The sequence below is a fragment of the Actinomyces sp. HMSC075B09 genome (assembly GCF_001812395.1).
Taxonomy (GTDB): Bacteria; Actinomycetota; Actinomycetes; order Actinomycetales; family Actinomycetaceae; genus Gleimia; species Gleimia europaea.
This window is the reverse complement of record NZ_KV808731.1, coordinates 184,681-203,270: the sequence shown is the minus strand read 5'-3', so window position 1 is coordinate 203,270 and position 18,590 is coordinate 184,681. Positions and strand designations below refer to the sequence as shown.

Below are 18,590 nucleotides of genomic sequence, written 5' to 3'. Positions count from 1 at the left end.
CATGCTTCTTCCCCAGGCACCCGTCGAGGCCGCAGCGGTCTCCGGCGTAGCATCACTGGGCTGGTTGATGATCGCGATCCCACTCGCGGTTTCTATCCTTCTGCTCCTGCTGGGGCGCGTGTCTGATCGGTGGGGCCACTGGCTTGCCGTCCTCGCATCCTGGTCCTCGTTCGGTATCGGCCTGGCCATCATCATTCAGATGCTCGGCGTGGCCCCCTCCGAACGCTCGATGGAGATGAACCTGTTCGAGTGGATCCCAGCTGGCGACTTCACGGTAAACTTCGGGCTCCTCATGGACCCGCTGTCAATGACGTTCGTCATGCTGGTCACGTTCGTTGGCTCGCTCATCCACGTGTACTCGATTGCGTACATGGAACATGACAAGGACCGCCGCAGGTTCTTTGCCTACTTGAACTTCTTTATCGCGGCCATGCTGATCCTCGTGCTCGGCAACTCCTACGCGATCCTGTTCGTCGGTTGGGAAGGCGTTGGTCTGGCCTCCTACCTGCTGATTGGCTTCTGGAACTACGTTCCCGAATACGCCACGGCGGCTAAGAAGGCATTCGTCATGAACCGTGTTGGCGACATGGGTCTGCTGGCGGCCATGATGGTCATGTTTGCCCAGTTCAGCTCGGTGGACTTCCGTACGGTATCGGCGGAGGTAACTGGCGCATCGCAGGGCGCGGCCACTCTGATCGGCCTGTTCCTGCTTCTTGCCGCAACCGGTAAGTCCGCACAGTTCCCGTTGCAAGCCTGGTTGGGCGACGCCATGGCCGGCCCCACGCCGGTCTCCGCCCTCATCCACGCGGCAACGATGGTTACCGCTGGCGTCTACCTGATCGTGCGCTCCGGCGCCGTCTACGTCCAAGCGCCGATCGCCGCAACCGTCGTGGCAATCGTGGGTGCAATCACCCTCCTCTTCGGAGCCATCGTCGGTACCGCGAAGGATGACATCAAGAAGGTGCTTGCAGCATCCACGATGTCGCAAATCGGCTACATGATGCTCGGTGCAGGCCTGGGCCCAATCGGCTGGGCATTCGCGATCTTCCACCTGTTCACCCACGGCTTCTTCAAGGCGCTCATGTTCCTTGGCGCCGGTTCGGTGATGCACGCGATGGACAACCAGGTGAACATGCGTAACTTCGGTGCCCTGAAGGGCGCAATGAAGATCACGTGGATCACCTTCATGATGGGTTGGCTCGCAATCCTTGGCGTACCGCCGTTCTCCGGCTTCTGGTCAAAGGATCCGATTATCGAGGCAGCTTTCGCAGCCAGTAACTTCGGCAACATTGAGGCTTCCTGGCCCGGCTGGATCTTTGGCACGGTGGCTCTCGTTGGCGCAGGAATCACCGCGTTCTACATGTCTCGCCTGTTCTTCATGACGTTCCACGGCAAGGCCCGCTGGACTAAGACAATGGCGGGGGAACCCATCCAGCCGCACGAGTCATCGCCGCTAATGACGGTTCCGATGATTATTCTCGCGGTTGGCGCAGTGTCCCTCGGCGGTCTCCTCACGATCAACTCGACGTTCGTTACCTGGCTTGAGCCGGTCACTGGAGAAACAGTGCACGCAGAGCCGGTACTACCGGTTATTGCAATCCAGGTTCTCGTACTCCTCGTCGTGATTATCGGCGCGCTGTACGCCTGGAAGAAGTACGGACGCGAAGAGGTTTCGCAGGCTGTGCCCGCAGCTGGAGCCCTCGTTCACGCGGCCCGCAACGACCTGTACCAGGATCAACTCAACGAAGGTCTGTTCATGGTTCCCGGCCAGGCGCTCATGCGTGGCGTGACCGCGGCAGATCACTCCTTCGTAGACGGCATCGTCCGTGGCCTCGCAAAACTTGCGGCTGGCACCGGACGGGCCGTATCGAAGGCACAAACCGGCTATGTCCGCTCATACGCGGCGTACGTGTCAGGTGGCGTTCTACTAGCTCTAGTCGTCATTTTGGCAACGCGGATTTAAGAGCGGAGGAAACTGATGGAAATGCAAGTTATCTCGGCAGCTTCAATCCCGTGGCTGTCCATTATGATCGCCCTACCAATGATCGCGGGCATCTTGGTGGTAACCGTGGCGCCGTTGCGCGTTATCGGTCGCCCCATCGCCCTCGTGGTGTCGATCGTCGAGCTGGCTCTTGGCGTTGCGGCTGCGGCCGCCCTCGACTGGTCTGCTGCTAATGCTTACCAGCTCGCTGAAACAAAGAACTGGATTCCAGCGATCGGTGTTAGTTGGGGTCTTGGTGTTAACCAGCTCGCGATGGCGATGATCATACTCGCGGTTGCGCTCGTACCTATCGTCCTCATCGCCGGTTGGCGCGAGGACGCGGGCAAGCGCGACGGGGCTCGCCAGTCCAGCATGTACATGGCTCTGATCCTCATTCTTGAGGGATTCATGGTGCTGATCTTTGCGGCCCGCGACGTGGTTCTGTTCTACATTGCTTTCGAGGCGATGCTGATTCCGCTGTACTTCATGATTGGCCGTTTCGGTGGCAAGAACGCTCGCGCAGCAGCATTGAAGTTCTTGCTCTACTCGCTGTTTGGTGGCCTGATCATGCTTGCCGGTGTTATCGGCCTGTGGGTGGTTTCCGATCACGGTCCAAACGCGTTCCTCATGGAAAATCTTTCCGGAACGCCGATGGCGTCGAACGTAGAGATGTGGATCTTCATCTCGTTCTTTATCGCATTTGCGATTAAGGCCCCGATGGTTCCAGTTCACACGTGGCTACCCGATACAGCTGCGGCTGCTCGGCCTGGCACGTCCGTTCTGCTGGTCGGTGTCCTCGACAAGATCGGCACCTACGGAATGATCGCCCTGGCCCTACCGCTCTTCCCTAATGCTTCGAGCACGGCCGCTCCGGTCATCATTGTTCTCGCTGTCATTTCGATTCTGTACGGCGGCCTGGCAGCCATTGGGCAAAAAGACCTTATGCGACTCGTTTCGTTCACGTCCGTGTCGCACTTCGGTTTCATGGTCCTTGGTATTTACATCGGCTCGCACGTGGCTCTGGTGGGCGCCATGTTCTACATGGTTGCGCACGGCGTCTCGATCGCGGCGATGTTCCTGATCTCCGGCTTCCTCACCGAGCGTGGAGGAACGCGAGAGATCGCGGCCTACCGTGGCATGCAGCGCGTAACCCCGGTCATTGCGGGCACCTGGCTAGTTGCCGGCCTCGCCTCGGTTGCGCTTCCGGGCTTGTCAGGCTTCGTGCCCGAGTTCATGGTGCTTCTTGGCACGTGGAAGATTAACCCGCTGGCCGCCATCTTCGCGGTGCTGGGTGTAGTTCTAGCGGCTCTCTACCTGTTGATCCCATACCAGGCGATCTTCACGGGGCCGCCAACAAATGCAGAGAAGTTCACCGACATGAACATGCGCGAGAAGGGCGTAATCGCCCCGCTTATCGTGGCAATGGTTGTTCTCGGTATTTGGTCTGCTCCTCTGGTAAGTGCACTCAACCCGGTTGCTGACGGTGCTATTGAGCACCTGCAGCCGCGCATTGAGCTCGTTAACAGCGCCGGAGCATCCACTCTGCTCGATGGCACGGAAGGGAGCAACAACTAATGGATCTTGTAACTCAAGCCCCGCAGATCGCCTGGGTCTCATTTGCCCCAATTCTGATCGTTCTCGGAGCCGCTGTAATCGGCGTCCTTGTTGAAGCGTTTGTGCCGCACAAGGCCCGCCGCGGTACGCAGGTTCTGCTTTCGATCATTGCGGTAGTGGTCTCGTTCGTCGCCATCGTGGCGCGCTGGACCGAGATCGCACAGACTCCTCTAGCACACGGGGAGTACATCGAAGATACGCTAACGCTCGCAACCCAGGCGTTGCTTTTGGTTGTAGCGTTCCTAGCGCTCCTCGTAATCGCGGATCGTTCTGAGCTCGGTGATGGAGCATTTGCTGCCCAGCCTTCGGATCGCCCCGGTTCGTCGGATGAAGACCTCTCGATCGCGAAGGGCTACCAGCGTACTGAAATCTTCCCACTAGTGCTGTTCTCTCTTGGCGGCATGATGGTGTTCCCCGCGGCAAACACGCTGATCGCACTGTTTGTTGCCCTCGAAGTGCTCTCCCTACCCCTGTACATTCTGGTGGCAACGGCTCGCCGTCGTCGCCAGCTGTCACAGGAGGCTGCGCTGAAGTACTTCCTTCTCGGTGCATTCGCATCCGCGTTTGTCCTGATGGGTGGCGCGCTCCTGTACGGCTTCTCTGGTTCGGTGGTCCTGAGCGAAATCTCGGTCAAGGTTCCGATGATCCCGGGCATGGACTGGATGCTCATCGTTGGTGTGTTCATGGTTATGGTCGGCCTTCTGTTTAAGGTTGGTGCCGCACCTTTCCACGCGTGGACGCCAGATGTCTACCAGGGTGCTCCAACGCCGATTACTGGTTTCATGGCGGCAGCCGTTAAGGTTGCGGCTTTTGCGACGATGGTTCGTATTTACCTGACCATCGGTGTCCGCCTCGAATGGGATCTGATTTGGATCCTCGCAGCGGTTGCAGCGCTCACCATCGCGATCGGTACGTTCGTTGGTCTGGTTCAGACCGACATTAAACGACTACTCGCGTACTCATCGATCGCTCACGCCGGCTTCGTTCTCATTGGAGTTCTGGCGGCCACCTCGCGTAGCGCGGGTTCGGTCCTGTTCTACCTGCTGGGTTACGGCATCGCCACGGTTGGTGCGTTCGGCGTGGTTGCACTGGTGCGTCAAGCTGATGAGAACGCGAACATTACGGGTGAGGCTACCGAGATCTCCCGCTGGGCTGGTCTTGGCCGCAAGTCGCCGTTTGTGGCTGGCGCCATGCTGATCTTCCTACTCTCGTTTGCGGGTATCCCGCTAACGTCCGGATTCATCGGCAAGTTCGTAGTGTTTGCAGATGGTATCTCCGCTGGCTATACCGGCCTTGTAATCCTGGCTCTCGTAGCTTCGGCAATCACGGCGTTCTACTACTTCCGTCTGGTGGTTCTCATGTTCTTCACCGAACCTAGTGAAAACACCGTGGTTGTGAAGTCGGAAGGCTACACGTTCATTGCAGTTGTTGTCGCCGCTGTGGCAACGATCCTGCTGGGCGTGTTCCCGCAGCCGATTCTTGATGCGTTGGCAAATGTGGTTGTATTGCTACCGTGACGGATTCGAAGTTTTCGCTTGAAGCTCTAGAAGAGCAGGTGTCATCCGACCTCTCCCGAGTTGAGCAGTTGCTCACTGATTCGGTGAAGGGGTCGGATGACCTTATCCACGAGCTCCTTTCGCACCTTGCTAAAGCTGGTGGAAAGCGGTTGCGCCCTGCACTCACTCTCATTTGTGCGCATTTGGGTAGTGAAGGCCAGCCTGCTTCTGATCAGATCGTGGCAGCTGCAACCGCGGTTGAGCTGACCCACCTGGCAACGCTTTACCATGACGATGTAATGGACGCGGCACCACAGCGTAGGGGAGTGACTGCAACTCAACTACAGTGGGGCAACAACCGCGCTATCTTGGCCGGAGACGTATTGTTTTCGCGGGCTTCGCTTTTGGTATCGAAGCTGGGTCAGAGGATCATTGAGTATCACGCGCAGACTTTTGAGCGCCTCTGCATGGGCCAGCTTCACGAGACGTTTGGTCCGGGAGACGCGGATCCGGTCGACTTCTACATTCAAGTATTGGCAGATAAGACCGGTTCTTTGATCGCCGCATCCGCTGTGTTTGGCGGTTGGCTATCAGATGCGGACGATGCGCTGGTGGATGCGGTGCGCGTCTTCGGTGAGCGGGTTGGCGTGGCGTTCCAGATTGCTGACGACGTGATTGATTTTGCCTCTGATGAAGCACTGACGGGGAAGAGCGCCGGAACTGATTTGGTTGAGGGTGTTGCCACGATGCCGGTGCTCCTTTTGCGTAGGCACGCGGAGGCCGGTCTCCTGAATGAAGATGGCAAGAAACTCTTGGCTGACATCGACGGTGGTGACCTCACTGATGATGACCTCCTTGCCTCTGTTGTAGAGCGTTTGAAGCATCACGAGGTGTTGGACGAGACGAGGGCAAAAGCCCGCGAATGGGCCGATCTAGCTTTGGAGGCACTCGAGCCCATCCCGGATTCGCCGGTGAAGGAAGCTCTGGTTCAGTTTGCCAACGCGGCGGTTGACCGCATGGCTTAATCAAGCTGAACTTGTAAAACGCCCCTTTCAAAAGGGGCGTTTTTGATCGGTACAAAAGCGCAGGGCGGCGCAGGAGTGAGAGAAGTCCTGTAGAAATAAGGCCCCGCATTTTCGTAAACTATAGGTTGCATTATTAATCCGTAGGATCGAGGGAAGTAAGTGAGCTCTACGCGTCCACTAAATGTTGCTGTTATTGGAGCCGGCCCGGCGGGTATTTACGCGGCCGACATTTTGTCTAAGTCCGGTTTGGACGTGGCAATTGATCTGTTCGAGCAGCTTCCTGCCCCCTACGGTCTTGTTCGCTACGGTGTGGCGCCAGATCACCCGCGCATTAAGCAGATCATTGTGGCGCTGTACAAGATCTTGCAGCGCGGTGACATTCGCCTGCTGGGTAACGTGCACGTGGGCAAGGACATTACGGTTGAGGACCTTCACGAGCACTATGATGCCGTGATTTTCGCAACGGGTTCGGATCGCGATAAGCCGTTTAACATTCCGGGCGCGGATCTACCCCAGGTGTATGGCGCGGCGGATTTTGTGTACTGGTATGACTCGCATCCGGATTATCCGCGTGAATGGCCGCTGGAGGCCAAGGAGATTGCGGTCATTGGCGCAGGTAATGTGGCACTAGATGTGGCGCGTGTCCTCGCGAAGCACGCGGATGACATGTTGACTACTGAGATTGCGCAGAACGTGTACGAGGGCCTGGCTAAGAATCCGGTGACGGACGTGCATGTATTTGGTAGGCGTGGCCCGGCGCAGATGAAGTTTACGCCGCTGGAGCTTCGCGAACTGGGTAAGCAGCCGGACGTGGACGTGATCGTGTACGAGGAAGACTTTGATTTTGACGAGGGCTCTCAGGAGGCCATCCGCGCGTCTAATCAGACGAAGCAGGTTGTGAAGGCGTTGACGAACTACGCGATGGAGGATGAGCACACGGCCAGCCGTCGCATCCACATCCACATGTTCCATTCGCCCAGTGAGATTGTGGCGGATGAACAAGGTAACGTAGCGGCGATCCGTACGGAGCGCACGAAGCTGAATGGTGACGGTTCGGTGAGCGGCACGGGAGAGTTCGTGGAGACTCCGGTGCAGGCGGTTTACCGTGCGATTGGCTACTTCTCTAGCCCGATTGAGGGCGTGCCGTTTGATGACAAGCGCGGCGTGATTCCTAACATTTCGGGTCGTGTGGTTGACGAGGCGGGTGAGCCTGTCCCGGGTCTTTACACCACTGGTTGGGTGAAGCGCGGTCCGGTGGGTCTGATTGGCTCAACAAAATCGGACGCACAAGAGACGATTGCGATGTTGGTGGAGGACGCGGAGGCGGGTAAGCTTCATGCGACTTCGGCAGAGGTTGGACACGACGCGATGATTGAGCTGTTGAAGGATCGCGGTGTGCGTTACACCGAGTGGCACGGTTGGGAGCTTTTGGATGAGTATGAGCAGAAGCTTGGTGCAGACTTCGGTGAGGTCGTGGGTGGTCGCGGCGGCCGCGAGCGTGTGAAGGTGGTTTCGCGCGAGGCCATGATTCGTATCTCGCAGGGACAGGATCTTGGGGACGCGGATCTGATTGGAAATCCGGGCGAGTAAAACTTCCTAAGTCAGTTTGAGGGATGGGGCAGTGACGCAAGTCATTGCCCCACTCATCTATCTAATGGGTTATTCGGCGGGTTTTTAGCAATCTTTAAGTATTCGCATTTAGGGTGAGTCCTAGGTTTTGGCATCTTTGAGGTTGAGTATGAGTAAAAACGGTTTGAAAACGGCTGGCTTATTGACGGCTATGTGGGCGCTGGTGGTGCTTATTGGCTGGGTTATTTCTCGCGGCACTGGCAATAGTTCCTGGTTGTTCGTTTCGATTGTGCTTGGGTTTGGTATGAACCTGTACACTTATTGGAATTCGGACAAGCTGGCGCTACGGTCAATGAGGGCCCAACCGGTGACACCGCAGGAGGCTCCGCAGCTGTACGCGATGGTAGAGGAGCTGTCTGCGCGTGCAGGCCAGCCGCAACCTCGCTTATATATTGCCCCAACGAGCACCCCGAACGCTTTTGCAACGGGCCGAAACCCGCAGAACGCCGCGGTTTGTTGTACTAGCGGAATTATGCAGCTCTTGGATGATAGGGAGCTTAGGGCGGTGCTTGGGCACGAGCTTAGCCACGTGTATAACCGCGATATTTTGACTTCAACGATCGCGGCTGGAATGGCGCAGGTGATTACCTCAATCGCACAGTTTGCTTTCTTCTTCGGCGGAGGCCGAAACAATGAGGGCGGTAATCCGATTGCGAGCTTGCTAATGATTCTGCTGGCCCCGTTTGCGGCAACGATGTTACAGATGGGAGTGTCAAGGACGCGCGAGTTTGACGCTGACCATGACGGTGCGGAGCTTTCGGGGGATCCGTTGGCGCTTGCGTCGGCACTTAGAAAGCTGGAGCGAGGGAATACTATGTCACCGTTAGAGCCTTCACCATCGCGCGAAACGACCGCTGCAATGATGATTGCTAACCCGTTCAGGGGATCGGGTATGCGGAGTTTGTTCTCCACTCACCCGCCGATGGAGCAGCGCATTGAGCGTCTTGAGCGAATGGCTGGATACTAAGTTTTCGAGGCGCGGTTGGCGCACGTGTAGGACATGCGTCACTAACCTTCGTTTTATGCCTGAATGAATTGGCGTTTTGTGGTTCAGGTTTGATAGTCTTCATTGGCGTCGCCAAGCTGTGATGTTTGAGACGATGGCGGAGTGCCCGAGCGGCCAAAGGGAGCTGACTGTAAATCAGCCGCGTTATGCTTCGGGGGTTCAAATCCCTCCTCCGCCACAAGCCGAAAGGCTGTGTGACGATTAACTCGGTTCCGGGGGTTGCCCCCGCGGCCTTGATTCGAGTAAAGTTGCACGCGTTGCCCCGATAGCTCAGTCGGCAGAGCATCTCCATGGTAAGGAGAAGGTCAAGGGTTCGATTCCCTTTCGGGGCTCTGTTTGTGGGCACAGGCAGTGTTTACAAACCCCCAAGCGGCGGGGTAGCTCAGTTGGTGAGAGCGCACGACTCATAATCGTGAGGTCGCGGGTTCGAGCCCCGCCCCCGCTACCGGCTCATCCTCAATGAGGAAACGCCGAGCAGATTGAAAGGAAAAGGGATGGCTAGCAAGGCTTCTGACGTTCGCCCTAAGATCACTCTGGCCTGCTCGGAGTGCAAGGAGCGCAACTACATTACGAAGAAGAACCGTCGTAACACGCCGGATCGTCTCGAGCTTATGAAGTATTGCCCGCGTTGCCGCTCATCTAAGCTGCACCGCGAAACTCGCTAAGTTCGGGTTTGAGAGCCCCCAGTGTTATGGGGGCTCTTTTGTTTTGCGCAAACTCGTGTTTGCGCTTTGCGGGCCTGTACTATCAGGTTAGAAGAGGGGGATGCAGTGGATATTCCTAGGCCGGATTCAGTTGTGTACACGCGCGCGTCGTATGCGACGGCGATAACGTTCTTTTTTTCTGGATTCACCCTCGCTTCATTTCTTTCGCGTATCCCGTCTATTCGGGATGCTTTTTCGTTGGATCCGGCAATGCTAGGCAACGTCCTCCTGATTGGCTCGTTGGGTTCGGTTATCGCACTTCCATCTACGGGACCAATCGCGGGTCGTTTCGGCCCGCGAGTGACGGCGTGGGCGGGCTTTTTACTGTGGTCTGTGGGAATGTTGGCGGTGATCGTAACTCTCGATCAAGGCAATATTTTGCTTCTCGCTATTTCTCTGTTCGTAGCAAATGTCGGCACTTCCGTGGCAAACACGACCATGAATATTTTGGCCGGTTACGTTGAGGCGCTCTCGCGTAGGAGAGTTATGCCGTGGTATCACGCTGCCTACTCGATTGGTACGGTAACTGCTGCACTATCGGGTGTGCTGATGACGTACTTGCATGTGGGGGTAAGAGCTCACCTGTTGGGCGTCATAGTTGCAACCATAGTCCTCATGTTTTTAACGGGGCTGATGTATGTGCCCCAGTGGATTGTGGCAGCAATATCAACGGACGAGTCGGGTGCGTCAAACGCGAAGCGCACAAAGGCTGCGTGGCGTGAGAAGCGCACGATTTTGATCGGCGTGATGGTTATCGGAACGGGCTTGACAGAGGGCGCGGCAAACGACTGGATTCCTCTGGCGGTTGTTGATGGTTTCGATGTTTCGCACGCGATGGGTACTGCAGCGCTTGCCTTTTTCTTGGCGGTGTTGACAGCAGCTAGGCTTTTAACGCCGCGCATGCAACGGCGGTGGAGCCCGCGCCCGATGCTTCAGGTGTTCCTCGCGATTGCGGTAGTGGGATTGATCCTGTTTGCACTATCGCCGTGGCCGTGGCTGGCTATGGCGGGTATTGCGGGCTGGGCTATCGGTGCTTCGCTGGGGTTCCCCACGGCGGCCTCAGCGCTGTCAACGGATCCGAAGATGACGGCCGCCCGCATTTCGGTGCTGGCCACCATTGGTTATGGCGCGTTCTTGGTTGGCCCGCCGGTGATTGGTCATATTGCACAGTGGGTGGGCTACCGCAGCGCGCTGGGCTTCGTGGCGCTTCCGGTGCTGTTGTCTTTGTACTTGGCTCGTTATATTGATGAGGAGGCGTAGGCACTGCCGGTTTGGCTCTGCTTGCGCCATCGCCTAGTGAACGGGCGTGAGAGAGGTCGATATGGATACGTGTAGCTTTTTCCCACGGACGCCGAATCCGAGTCCGGTGACGTCGGTGCACTCGAATCGTCAGTATGACGAGGGTTCGAAGCGCCTGGCCGATTGGACCACGCTGGGCGTGGGCGGTGAAGCGGAAAGCTTTGTTGTCGCGCGTAGTGAGGATGAGATTGTTGAGGCGGTGCGTGCCGCAGATGAGGCAGGCAAGCCGGTATTGATGCTGGGCGGTGGTTCGAATCTGCTGGTGGCGGATGAGCCGTTTGCAGGCGTTGTGGTGCGCGATGGCCGCTCGGGCTACACGCTGGTGCATGACACGGGCTGTGGTGGCGCTGTGGTTCGCGTGGATGCGGGCATGGCGTGGGATGAGTTCGTGGCAACCGCGGTGGAGAATGATTGGTCGGGCTTGGAGGCCCTGTCGGGCATTCCAGGAACTGTGGGTGCATCGCCGGTGCAGAATGTGGGGGCTTACGGCAAAGAGGTTGCGGACACGATCTCGGCGATCCGTGTTTATGACCGGCTGGAGAAGCGCCGGAAGACGCTAATGTTAACTGATTTAGAGTTTGGCTACCGTACGTCGGTGCTCAAGCGTTCAACGTATGATTCGTCGCTGTCGCAGGGACGTTTGTGGGGGCCAACGGGCCGCTGGATTGTGTTGTGGGTGGAGTTCCAGTTCACGCACGCCTCGCTGTCTTTGCCGATTGGCTATGGCCAGTTGGCGCAGGCCCTTGGCGTGCAGGTTGGTGATCGCGCGGATCAGCGGGATGTGCGTGAGGCGGTGTTGGAGCTACGTCGGAGCAAGTCGATGGTGCTTGATGACGCGAATCGCAATACGTGGTCCACGGGCTCTTTCTTCACAAATCCGATCATTTCGAAGGACGCGGCTAAGCGACTGCCGCAGGACGCTCCTGTGTTCCCGGTCCGCAAGGTTGCGGCTGCAGGTAGCGTGCCTGACGTGGACAGCGTTGAGGAGGGCGTGGTTAAGGTTTCGGCTGCCTGGTTGATTAATCATTCGGGTTTTGAGCGCGGGTTTAAGCTGGATCCAGCTTCGGGGGCGGCATTGTCCTCGGACCATGTCCTAGCAATCTCGAATACGGGGTCGGCCTCCCTCCAAGACGTGGCGCGCCTTGCCGAGGCGGTGCGCGATGGAGTGTGGAAGAAGTGGCAGATCGAGCTGGTTCCCGAACCTGTTCGCGTGGGCTGGGATTTGCCGCCGCTCGCGGCCAACGCTTAAATAGTGTTTTACACGCGTGGCTTGTGACGTTCCATTTCAGCTACGAGCACTCGCAGGGCTTCGGGTGCCGTGAGCAGGTTGTTGTGACCGTAGATGTTGGCAGTGACTACGCGCGCGCCAGGTAGCCATGAGCCGGTGGGGACTTGCTGGTCCCATCGGGCTTGGATTGAGGTTATGCGCGGATTCACGCGAATGTCTTCGTACTGCGTTCGCAGGCTGAGAGCATCGGTGCGCATGTCAGCAACCCGTAGCAGTTTGGGGGCGTAGTTAGCCAGGGGAGATCCCGCGTAGGGCGTGCCCAGTGTAACCATGGCGCGAATGCGCCACCCCTGCGGGCCGGTCATGACGGTCTTGCCGATGAGTCCGCCCTTGGAGTGTGCGAACAGCACAGCATCCTGCAGGTTTTTATCGACGAGGTATTTTTCTAACCTGCGGGCAAAGAGGGGGATGGGCCCGTTTAGGTGATCGAGGGCGGGCACAAAGTGTACGTCCCATCCGGCGCCGCGCAGGGCGTGACCGGCAACGTGCAGGTGCTCGCTGGTTTCGATGATGCCGGGAATGCCGATGCAAACTGGAGCTCCCTCTAGTCGCAAAGCTTCGGCGGATTGCCCGGCAAGTCGGCTGCGAATCAGGGTGGCGCGCACCGCCTGCACGCCGGAGCGAGCGTAATCGGTGAGGGCGATCGGCACGGCTGCCCACAGCGGCGGAGAGGCTACCGAGTGTTCACGCAGCTGCTCCCATACTCCGGTTTCACTTTCAACCGTGCGCGAGGGACTGGCTGCGGCTTCGGTAAGCTGTTTGACCTGCTCCTGCCCGGCCGCAGTTTGTCCTTTGGTCAGGCTTTCTGCAGGCGGCTCTTGAGATAGGGCGATGAGGGCGCGGGCCACCTCGTCGGCGTGCGCAACGATAACGGAGTGCGCGCCGTCCTCGACTTCAAAAATTTGGGCGTCTACACCGGTGCTACTGACAGCGGCGAGGCGTAGGTCTTCAAGCCAAGCGCGCGGTGCCACAGCGTCGTGCTGGCCGCGCATGAGGTAGGTGCGAGCGCGGGCGTCAGCCAGGCGCAGACCGACGGGGTAGGCAACCATTTGCGGCAGGGTTTCCATGAACCAGGGGAGGCCGGAGCGTAGGTATGCGCCTACCGCGAATCGGCTCACTTCGAGGGGTTCGAAGATGGAGGACTGCATGAAGCGCAGTCCCACTTGGGTGAATGTGCGCTCTAGGGCGTTGACGGGCGGGCCGATGAGGAGGATGCGGTTGATCCACTCGGGATCGCGTGCCGCCATTTCGGTAACTACTTGCGCGCCCATCGAGTGGCCCAGCATGACGGGATTTTTTACGTCTTCGAAGCGCATGATTTTGTGTGCGGCGGCGGCAAATCCGGCGATGGACAGTGGGTGGGGTGGGCGCGTGGTGTCACCGAAGCCGGGCAGGTCAAGCGTGATCACATCGCCATGTTCAACCAGTAGCTGTGCTAACGGAACGAAGTATTCGGATGAGACGCCGATGCCGTGAACGAGGACGAACGTGGGAGCGCCCTCGTCAATGAAGTCGCGCCGAAAGCGGTGTACTCGCATGAGGATCCCATCGCCAATGGAAACGACGGAGTTCGTGACGGTGTAGTCGCTCATTGCTTCCCTTCAGCGTTGAAACGCGTCGCCCGTGCAATCGTCTGGTGCACAGCGGCGTCGTCTGGCCCGTGTAGCCACTGGTCGATCTCACCCTTCCAGCGTGCCTTGTTGGTGGGTGAAGCCAAAGATGCCTCGATTGAAGAACGCGCGAGCGATGCCAGTTCAGAATCAGAGAATCCCGCGGCTCGGGCGAACTCGTATTGGTCGAGCAGTCGAGAGCGAAATAGCAGCGGATCGTCGGCTCCAAGGGCAATGGTGGCGCCCGCGTCAAACATGGTGCGCAGGGGCACTTCGTCAAGGTTTTGGAACACCCCGAGCGATACGTTGGAGGCGGGGCACACTTCGAACGCAATGTTTTCATCGACGAGGCGGGCGAGTAGCTCGGGATCTTCGTAGGCGCGCACGCCGTGGCCAAGCCGCTGGGGCTTAAGGTGGGTGACTACGTCGCGTACGTGCGCCGGGCCTAGTAGTTCACCCGCGTGAGGCACACCTTTGAGACCGCCGCGGCGCGCGATGCGGAAAGCGGCGGAGAACTGGGAGGTGTCTCCCGCGGTTTCATCGTTGGACAGGCCGAAGGCAACCACTTCGCCGGGTTGGTCGCCGGCGTATTGGACGGCAAGGCGTGCAAGGATACGCGCGTCGAGGGGGTGGCGGATGCGAGAGGCCGCAACGATTACGCCGATGTCCACCCCGGTCTCACGGCTGGCAATTTTGGCTTCGTCCAGGACGATTTCAAGGGCGGGGGTGAGGCCGCCAACCCACGGGGCATAGGAGGTGGGGTCCACCTGAATTTCGAGGCGGCGCGAGCCCTCGGCGGCGTCATCCTCGGCGGCTTCGCGAATGATGCGGCGCATAACTTCTTCGGTGCGCACGAGTGCTCGGGCGGAGTCATAGGAACGTTGGAATCTGAACCATCCGCGCGAGTTTGCGGGCACGCGCATGGGGTCGTTTTCGAGAAGGTGGTGGGGCAGGCGGATCCGCATTTGCTGCGCTAGCTGAACCATAGTTGCGGGCCTCATCGCACCGGTGAAGTGTAGATGCAGGTGGGCTTTGGGAAGGGCAGCTAGGTCTTTCATGCCTAAAGTCTTCCACGAAACACAGCTAATTAACCACCTGTGTGATGGGATTGGATTGTGATTTCGCATCGGAGATTGCTGGAGTTCATGGCCGGCGAGGGCGCGCGGGAGTTGATTGGCGCGGCTTTGCGTTCGGCGCCCCCGTTGCCACCTGGGCAGGTCTTGCATGGTTTGCGCTATTTGAGCGATTACGAGGTAGCTTCGTGGCAGGTGGTTTCAACCCATGCGCGGCCCAATGCGGGTGCCTCCATCGTGTTCGAGGTGCATTTGGCAAGTGCTGGGCAGGCGATGGTGGTTTGGACGGTGGCCTCAACGGAGCGGGTACGCCACGGATCTGCTGCGTCGTTGCGGGCGGACCCGAAAATCCTCGGCGCGGATCCAGAGCTCGCGCCGGTGCAGGTTAGTGTGTGGACGCTACCGCGGGATCCGGAGTTACCGGGCCTGGTTTGGGCGAGCGATCCGGCGAAGGTGCGCGCGTTTACTGACATCGCTGATCCACATTTGAAGAGGGTGGTTTACCGCCCGACCCGCAGGGCGATGGTGCGCGTGAGCGATGGGGCCCAGCCGCGCGCGTGGGCAAAGGTGTTGCGGCCGGGTTTGGAACAGCCCCTGTTGCAGGCAATTTCTACTTTGGAGGGTTCTGACTTTCCGTTTGCACCCGTGCTCGGCACTCCTAGTGAGGGCGTGATTGTGCAGGCGCACGGGCAGGGGGCGCCGCTTGCGAATCTGATTTCGCAAAAGCCGTTGCAGGCGGCGCGCATGTTTGGTCAGATAAAAGAGGTTTTGGACGCGCTTCCACTCGCGGTGGCGGATTTGCCGCGCCAGAAGTCGTGGACGGATAGGCGGCGCCACCATGCGAAGGCGATCGGACAGTCGATGCCGGATCTGGAGGCCCCCGCTGCACGTTTGGTGGAGCAAATCGATGCGATGTTGACTCCCAACCCGCAGCTGGTGTCGGCGCACGGTGATTTCTTCGAGGCGAATCTGTTGACGAGGGGAGGGCGCATTTCCACGGTGTTGGATTTGGATTCGCTGGGTCCAGGAACTCGCGCGGACGATTACGCGTGTTTGTTGGCCCACGTGTCGGTGTTACCTTTTCTGAACCCAAACAGGTGGGTGTCCGCATCCCCAACCGAGCCGTGGCGCACTCGCTTGGATCAGTTTTTGCCGGGAAGGCGATGCCGCTCGTACCCCGAGTCTGAAACGGTTCTTGAAGCGTGGCGAATAGGCGCCGAGCGGGAGGTTGCAGCTACTGACCTGTATGCGCGGTGCGCGGCGGTGACGCTATCGCTCGCGGCTTCGACCTCGTTGCGTTTTGGCGAGGCCGAAGCAAGGGCACGCTTCAAGAGAGCGCAGTGGTGGGCAGACCTCGGACTGGATGGATTCTGAGGTCACCGTTACGGCCCCGCCTAAGGCGAGCCGCTATGGCCAGCTCCTGCGGCTTACGTCTGCCTCCTAAACCCTAGTTCTGCGGGTCTGTAATGGCTTTGGCACGAAGGATTCCAAACATCCACATGTTGAGGGTTTCCATGAGCATTCCGTTCACGTGTGGTTCGTTGAAAACCTCGTGGCGAGCACTGGGAACTTCGATCATTTCAACGGGGGCGCCGCCCATGCGCGCTTTTTGCGAAAACTCCCAAGAGGCAGAAGGGTCTGCCAGAGTGTCGTCGGAGCCGTGGAAGATGATGAGTGGATTTTGCCATTTGTCGGCGCGCTCAAGCGTTTCAAGACCTTGCAAGATCATGGTTGCGGCGGTGCGGGCGGGCACGCGCCCGTGGTAGTTGAGCGGGTCGGCTTTGTATGCGGCAATCACATCTGGGTCAGAGCTGACTGCTTCGGCATCTAGCGAGGCGGTGGGCATGCCTGCGGGGAACTTGAGTACGGCTTTGGCAACGGCACGCACTTTGTCTCGTTCAATGCCGCCGGCTGTGCTGAATGCGGGGCCGGAGAGGGCAACGCCGGTGACGCCTCGTGGATTGATGAGGTTTGAGGCGGCGGTAATGAGGCCTCCCATGGAGTGGCCGAATAGGAACAGGTCCTCGGTGCGCATCTGTTGGCGAACCTGCTCGCGTGCTTCGAGGTGGTCTTTGATGAGCTGGCCCACGTCAACTCTGGCGCGAGGTCCTGGTGCGGTGCCGTGCCCGTACTGGTCATAGGTGACGGCGTCGAAACCGGCTTCAACCAGGCTGTCAATCAGGTGGCTGTATCGTCCTTGATGTTCGGCGTATCCGTGCAGAATCAGAACAGTTGCTTTGGGATCATCCGCGTAATGCTTCCTTAGTTCAGCTTTCATGTTTTCAAGTTTGTCAAAGTGCGCTGAGTTTCGCCCGCTTTACGCTCGGCCAGTGCAAGTGCGTGGCAAGAAGAATGGTGGCCAGAGTCCCACAAGCGGGTCTGGCCACCATTGAAAGGAAGCGGTTAGTTCTCGCCGTTTATAAGCTTCTTGATGCGAGTTACGCCTTCTACAAGGTCATCGTCGCCAAGAGCATAGGAAAGGCGAATGAAGCCGGATGGGCCAAACGCTTCTCCCGGTACTACCGCAACTTTGGCCTCGTTCAGGATCACTTCGGCAAGGTCAGCGGAAGACTCGATCTTCGTACCTGCAATCTCGCGCCCAATAACGCCTTCAACGGAGGGGTAGCAGTAGAACGCGCCCTTCGGAGTGGGAACTTTGAACCCGTCGATTTGGCTGAGTAGTTCCACCATCTTCTTGCGGCGGCGGTCAAATGCTTGCCTCATGTCTTCAACGGCGGCGAGGTCCCCGGACACGGCTGCGAGGGCAGCTCGTTGGGCAACGTTGCACACGTTGGAGGTGAGGTGGGATTGGAAGTTGGACGCGGCCTTGATGACGTCTGCCGGGCCAATCATCCAGCCCACACGCCAACCGGTCATGGCGTAGGTCTTGGCAACACCGTTCATAACGATGATGCGGTCAAAAAGCTCGGGCACAAGCTTTTGCAGGTGCGCGGGTTCCGCATCGTCATAGAGGAGGTGTTCGTAGATCTCATCGGAGAGGATCCACACGTCGTTTTCTAGCGCCCAACGGCCGATGGCTTCGGCTTCTTCGGGAGTGTAGACGGAACCGGTGGGGTTAGACGGCGAGCAGAAGAGGAGCGCTTTGGTGCGTTCGGTGTGGGCCGCTTCGAGTTGCTCGACGGTGACTTTGTATTCCTGTTCGGCGGAGGCAAAGACCTCAACGGGAATGCCTCCGGCCAGGGTGATGGCTTCGGGATAGGTAGTCCAGTATGGGGCGGGAAGTAGAACTTCGTCACCCGGGTCGATTACGGCTGCAAAGGACTGGAATACAGCTTGCTTGCCGCCGTTGGTGACCAGAATGTTCGTTTCGGGGTCCACCTCAACGCCGGAGTCTCGCAGAGTCTTTTCCGCGATCGCGCGACGCAACTCTGGCAGGCCCTTGTTGGCCGTGTATTTGTGCATGGCCGGCTCATTCGCGGCGGCAACGGCGGCCTGCACGATGTAGTCGGGGGTGGGGAAGTCGGGTTCGCCCGCGCCGAATCCGATAACGGGTTCGCCTGCGGCTTTAAGTTCTTTTGCGCGGTTTGATACTGCGAGGGTGGCTGATGGCGCAATGGCACCCAGGCGTTTTGATACTCGATTTTTGCTCACGTGCTAAGCCTAAACACTGAAGCTCGGGATTAGTAGGACGGGCCCGATTACTGGACGGCACGTGATGAGCCACTGTTATTTGTGTCGCAAAGCTGGCACTGGAGGGTGACAGTTGGACTTGGTAGCCGTGTCGGGTTATGCTTGACGTCGCACATATTCGCTTGCCGGGTATGAGCGTAGGGCAGTGGCGCAATTGGTAGCGCACCGGTCTCCAAAACCGGCGGTTGTGGGTTCGAGTCCCGCCTGCCCTGCT

14 protein-coding genes and 4 tRNA genes are annotated in these 18,590 nt (G+C 58.6%); 14 read left to right on the top strand and 4 right to left on the bottom strand.

Going from position 1 to position 18,590, the window contains the following annotated elements:
• Position 1 precedes the first annotated feature (1 nt).
• From nuoL to HMPREF2854_RS01750, 12 genes are all read left to right on the top strand, one after another.
• Positions 2-1,963 (top strand): NADH-quinone oxidoreductase subunit L, encoded by a 1,962-nt coding sequence (gene nuoL / locus HMPREF2854_RS01805; protein ID WP_070619471.1) that lies wholly within the window; start codon positions 2-4, stop codon positions 1,961-1,963.
• Positions 1,964-1,978: 15 nt separating this feature from the next.
• Positions 1,979-3,556 carry an NADH-quinone oxidoreductase subunit M gene (locus HMPREF2854_RS01800; RefSeq protein WP_070618192.1) on the top strand — a complete coding sequence of 526 codons (1,578 nt, stop codon included), beginning with the start codon at positions 1,979-1,981 and terminating at the stop codon, positions 3,554-3,556.
• Entirely contained in the window at positions 3,556-5,112 is a 1,557-nt protein-coding gene (gene nuoN / locus HMPREF2854_RS01795) for an NADH-quinone oxidoreductase subunit NuoN (RefSeq protein WP_034507100.1), read from the top strand. Before HMPREF2854_RS01800 ends, nuoN begins: the two co-directional genes overlap by 1 nt.
• Positions 5,109-6,116, top strand: a complete 1,008-nt coding sequence (locus HMPREF2854_RS01790; RefSeq protein WP_070618189.1) for a polyprenyl synthetase family protein — start codon at positions 5,109-5,111, stop codon at positions 6,114-6,116. Before nuoN ends, HMPREF2854_RS01790 begins: the two co-directional genes overlap by 4 nt.
• 159 nt (positions 6,117-6,275) lie before the next feature.
• Positions 6,276-7,706, top strand: coding sequence for an FAD-dependent oxidoreductase (locus HMPREF2854_RS01785; protein WP_070618186.1), 1,431 nt, complete (start codon positions 6,276-6,278; stop codon positions 7,704-7,706).
• A gap of 148 nt (positions 7,707-7,854) precedes the next feature.
• Entirely contained in the window at positions 7,855-8,712 is an 858-nt protein-coding gene (htpX, locus tag HMPREF2854_RS01780; RefSeq protein ID WP_070618183.1) for a zinc metalloprotease HtpX, read from the top strand.
• Positions 8,713-8,847: 135 nt separating this feature from the next.
• Positions 8,848-8,929: transfer RNA gene (locus HMPREF2854_RS01775), tRNA-Tyr, on the top strand.
• Between the two features lie 81 nt (positions 8,930-9,010).
• Positions 9,011-9,083: transfer RNA gene (locus tag HMPREF2854_RS01770), tRNA-Thr, on the top strand.
• Positions 9,084-9,122: 39 nt separating this feature from the next.
• A tRNA-Met gene (locus HMPREF2854_RS01765) sits at positions 9,123-9,196 on the top strand.
• Positions 9,197-9,245: 49 nt separating this feature from the next.
• Positions 9,246-9,416: a 50S ribosomal protein L33 gene (rpmG, locus tag HMPREF2854_RS01760; RefSeq protein WP_016444173.1), complete on the top strand. Its 171-nt coding sequence runs from the start codon at positions 9,246-9,248 to the stop codon at positions 9,414-9,416.
• Between the two features lie 105 nt (positions 9,417-9,521).
• Positions 9,522-10,715, top strand: a complete 1,194-nt coding sequence (locus HMPREF2854_RS01755; protein WP_158237787.1) for an MFS transporter — start codon at positions 9,522-9,524, stop codon at positions 10,713-10,715.
• 115 nt (positions 10,716-10,830) lie between these two features.
• Positions 10,831-12,003 (top strand): UDP-N-acetylmuramate dehydrogenase, encoded by a 1,173-nt coding sequence (locus HMPREF2854_RS01750; protein ID WP_261666630.1) that lies wholly within the window; start codon positions 10,831-10,833, stop codon positions 12,001-12,003.
• Positions 12,004-12,011: 8 nt separating this feature from the next.
• Here the strand turns inward: HMPREF2854_RS01750 and HMPREF2854_RS01745 are convergent, their stop codons facing one another.
• Entirely contained in the window at positions 12,012-13,634 is a 1,623-nt protein-coding gene (locus tag HMPREF2854_RS01745) for an alpha/beta hydrolase (RefSeq protein WP_070618176.1), read from the bottom strand.
• A complete protein-coding gene (locus tag HMPREF2854_RS01740) occupies positions 13,631-14,710 on the bottom strand; it encodes an adenosine deaminase (protein WP_070618173.1) in 1,080 nt (359 codons plus the stop codon). The genes HMPREF2854_RS01745 and HMPREF2854_RS01740 overlap by 4 nt, the downstream gene beginning before the upstream one ends.
• A gap of 57 nt (positions 14,711-14,767) precedes the next feature.
• Between HMPREF2854_RS01740 and HMPREF2854_RS01735 the strand changes: the two genes are divergently transcribed.
• Positions 14,768-16,099 (top strand): phosphotransferase, encoded by a 1,332-nt coding sequence (locus HMPREF2854_RS01735; RefSeq protein ID WP_148130867.1) that lies wholly within the window; start codon positions 14,768-14,770, stop codon positions 16,097-16,099.
• Positions 16,100-16,172: 73 nt separating this feature from the next.
• Here HMPREF2854_RS01735 and HMPREF2854_RS01730 read toward each other — a convergent pair whose 3' ends face one another.
• Positions 16,173-17,003, bottom strand: a complete 831-nt coding sequence (locus HMPREF2854_RS01730) for an alpha/beta hydrolase (RefSeq protein ID WP_070618167.1) — start codon at positions 17,001-17,003, stop codon at positions 16,173-16,175.
• Positions 17,004-17,128: 125 nt separating this feature from the next.
• A complete protein-coding gene (locus HMPREF2854_RS01725) occupies positions 17,129-18,337 on the bottom strand; it encodes a pyridoxal phosphate-dependent aminotransferase (RefSeq protein ID WP_070618165.1) in 1,209 nt (402 codons plus the stop codon).
• A 178-nt stretch (positions 18,338-18,515) separates the two neighbouring features.
• Here HMPREF2854_RS01725 and HMPREF2854_RS01720 point away from each other — a divergent pair.
• Positions 18,516-18,588, top strand: a tRNA-Trp gene (locus HMPREF2854_RS01720).
• Positions 18,589-18,590: the final 2 nt, after the last annotated feature.

Excerpts from the sequence above, each read along its gene's own strand:
- nuoL (WP_070619471.1), top strand. The coding sequence starts at position 2 with ATGCTTCTTCCCCAGGCACCCGTCGAGGCCGCAGCGGTCTCCGGCGTA.
- HMPREF2854_RS01800 (WP_070618192.1), top strand. The coding sequence starts at position 1,979 with ATGGAAATGCAAGTTATCTCGGCAGCTTCAATCCCGTGGCTGTCCATT.
- nuoN (WP_034507100.1), top strand. The coding sequence starts at position 3,556 with ATGGATCTTGTAACTCAAGCCCCGCAGATCGCCTGGGTCTCATTTGCC.
- htpX (WP_070618183.1), top strand. The coding sequence starts at position 7,855 with ATGAGTAAAAACGGTTTGAAAACGGCTGGCTTATTGACGGCTATGTGG.
- rpmG (WP_016444173.1), top strand. The coding sequence starts at position 9,246 with ATGGCTAGCAAGGCTTCTGACGTTCGCCCTAAGATCACTCTGGCCTGC.
- HMPREF2854_RS01745 (WP_070618176.1), bottom strand. The coding sequence starts at position 13,634 with ATGAGCGACTACACCGTCACGAACTCCGTCGTTTCCATTGGCGATGGG.
- HMPREF2854_RS01740 (WP_070618173.1), bottom strand. The coding sequence starts at position 14,710 with ATGAAAGACCTAGCTGCCCTTCCCAAAGCCCACCTGCATCTACACTTC.
- HMPREF2854_RS01730 (WP_070618167.1), bottom strand. The coding sequence starts at position 17,003 with ATGAAAGCTGAACTAAGGAAGCATTACGCGGATGATCCCAAAGCAACT.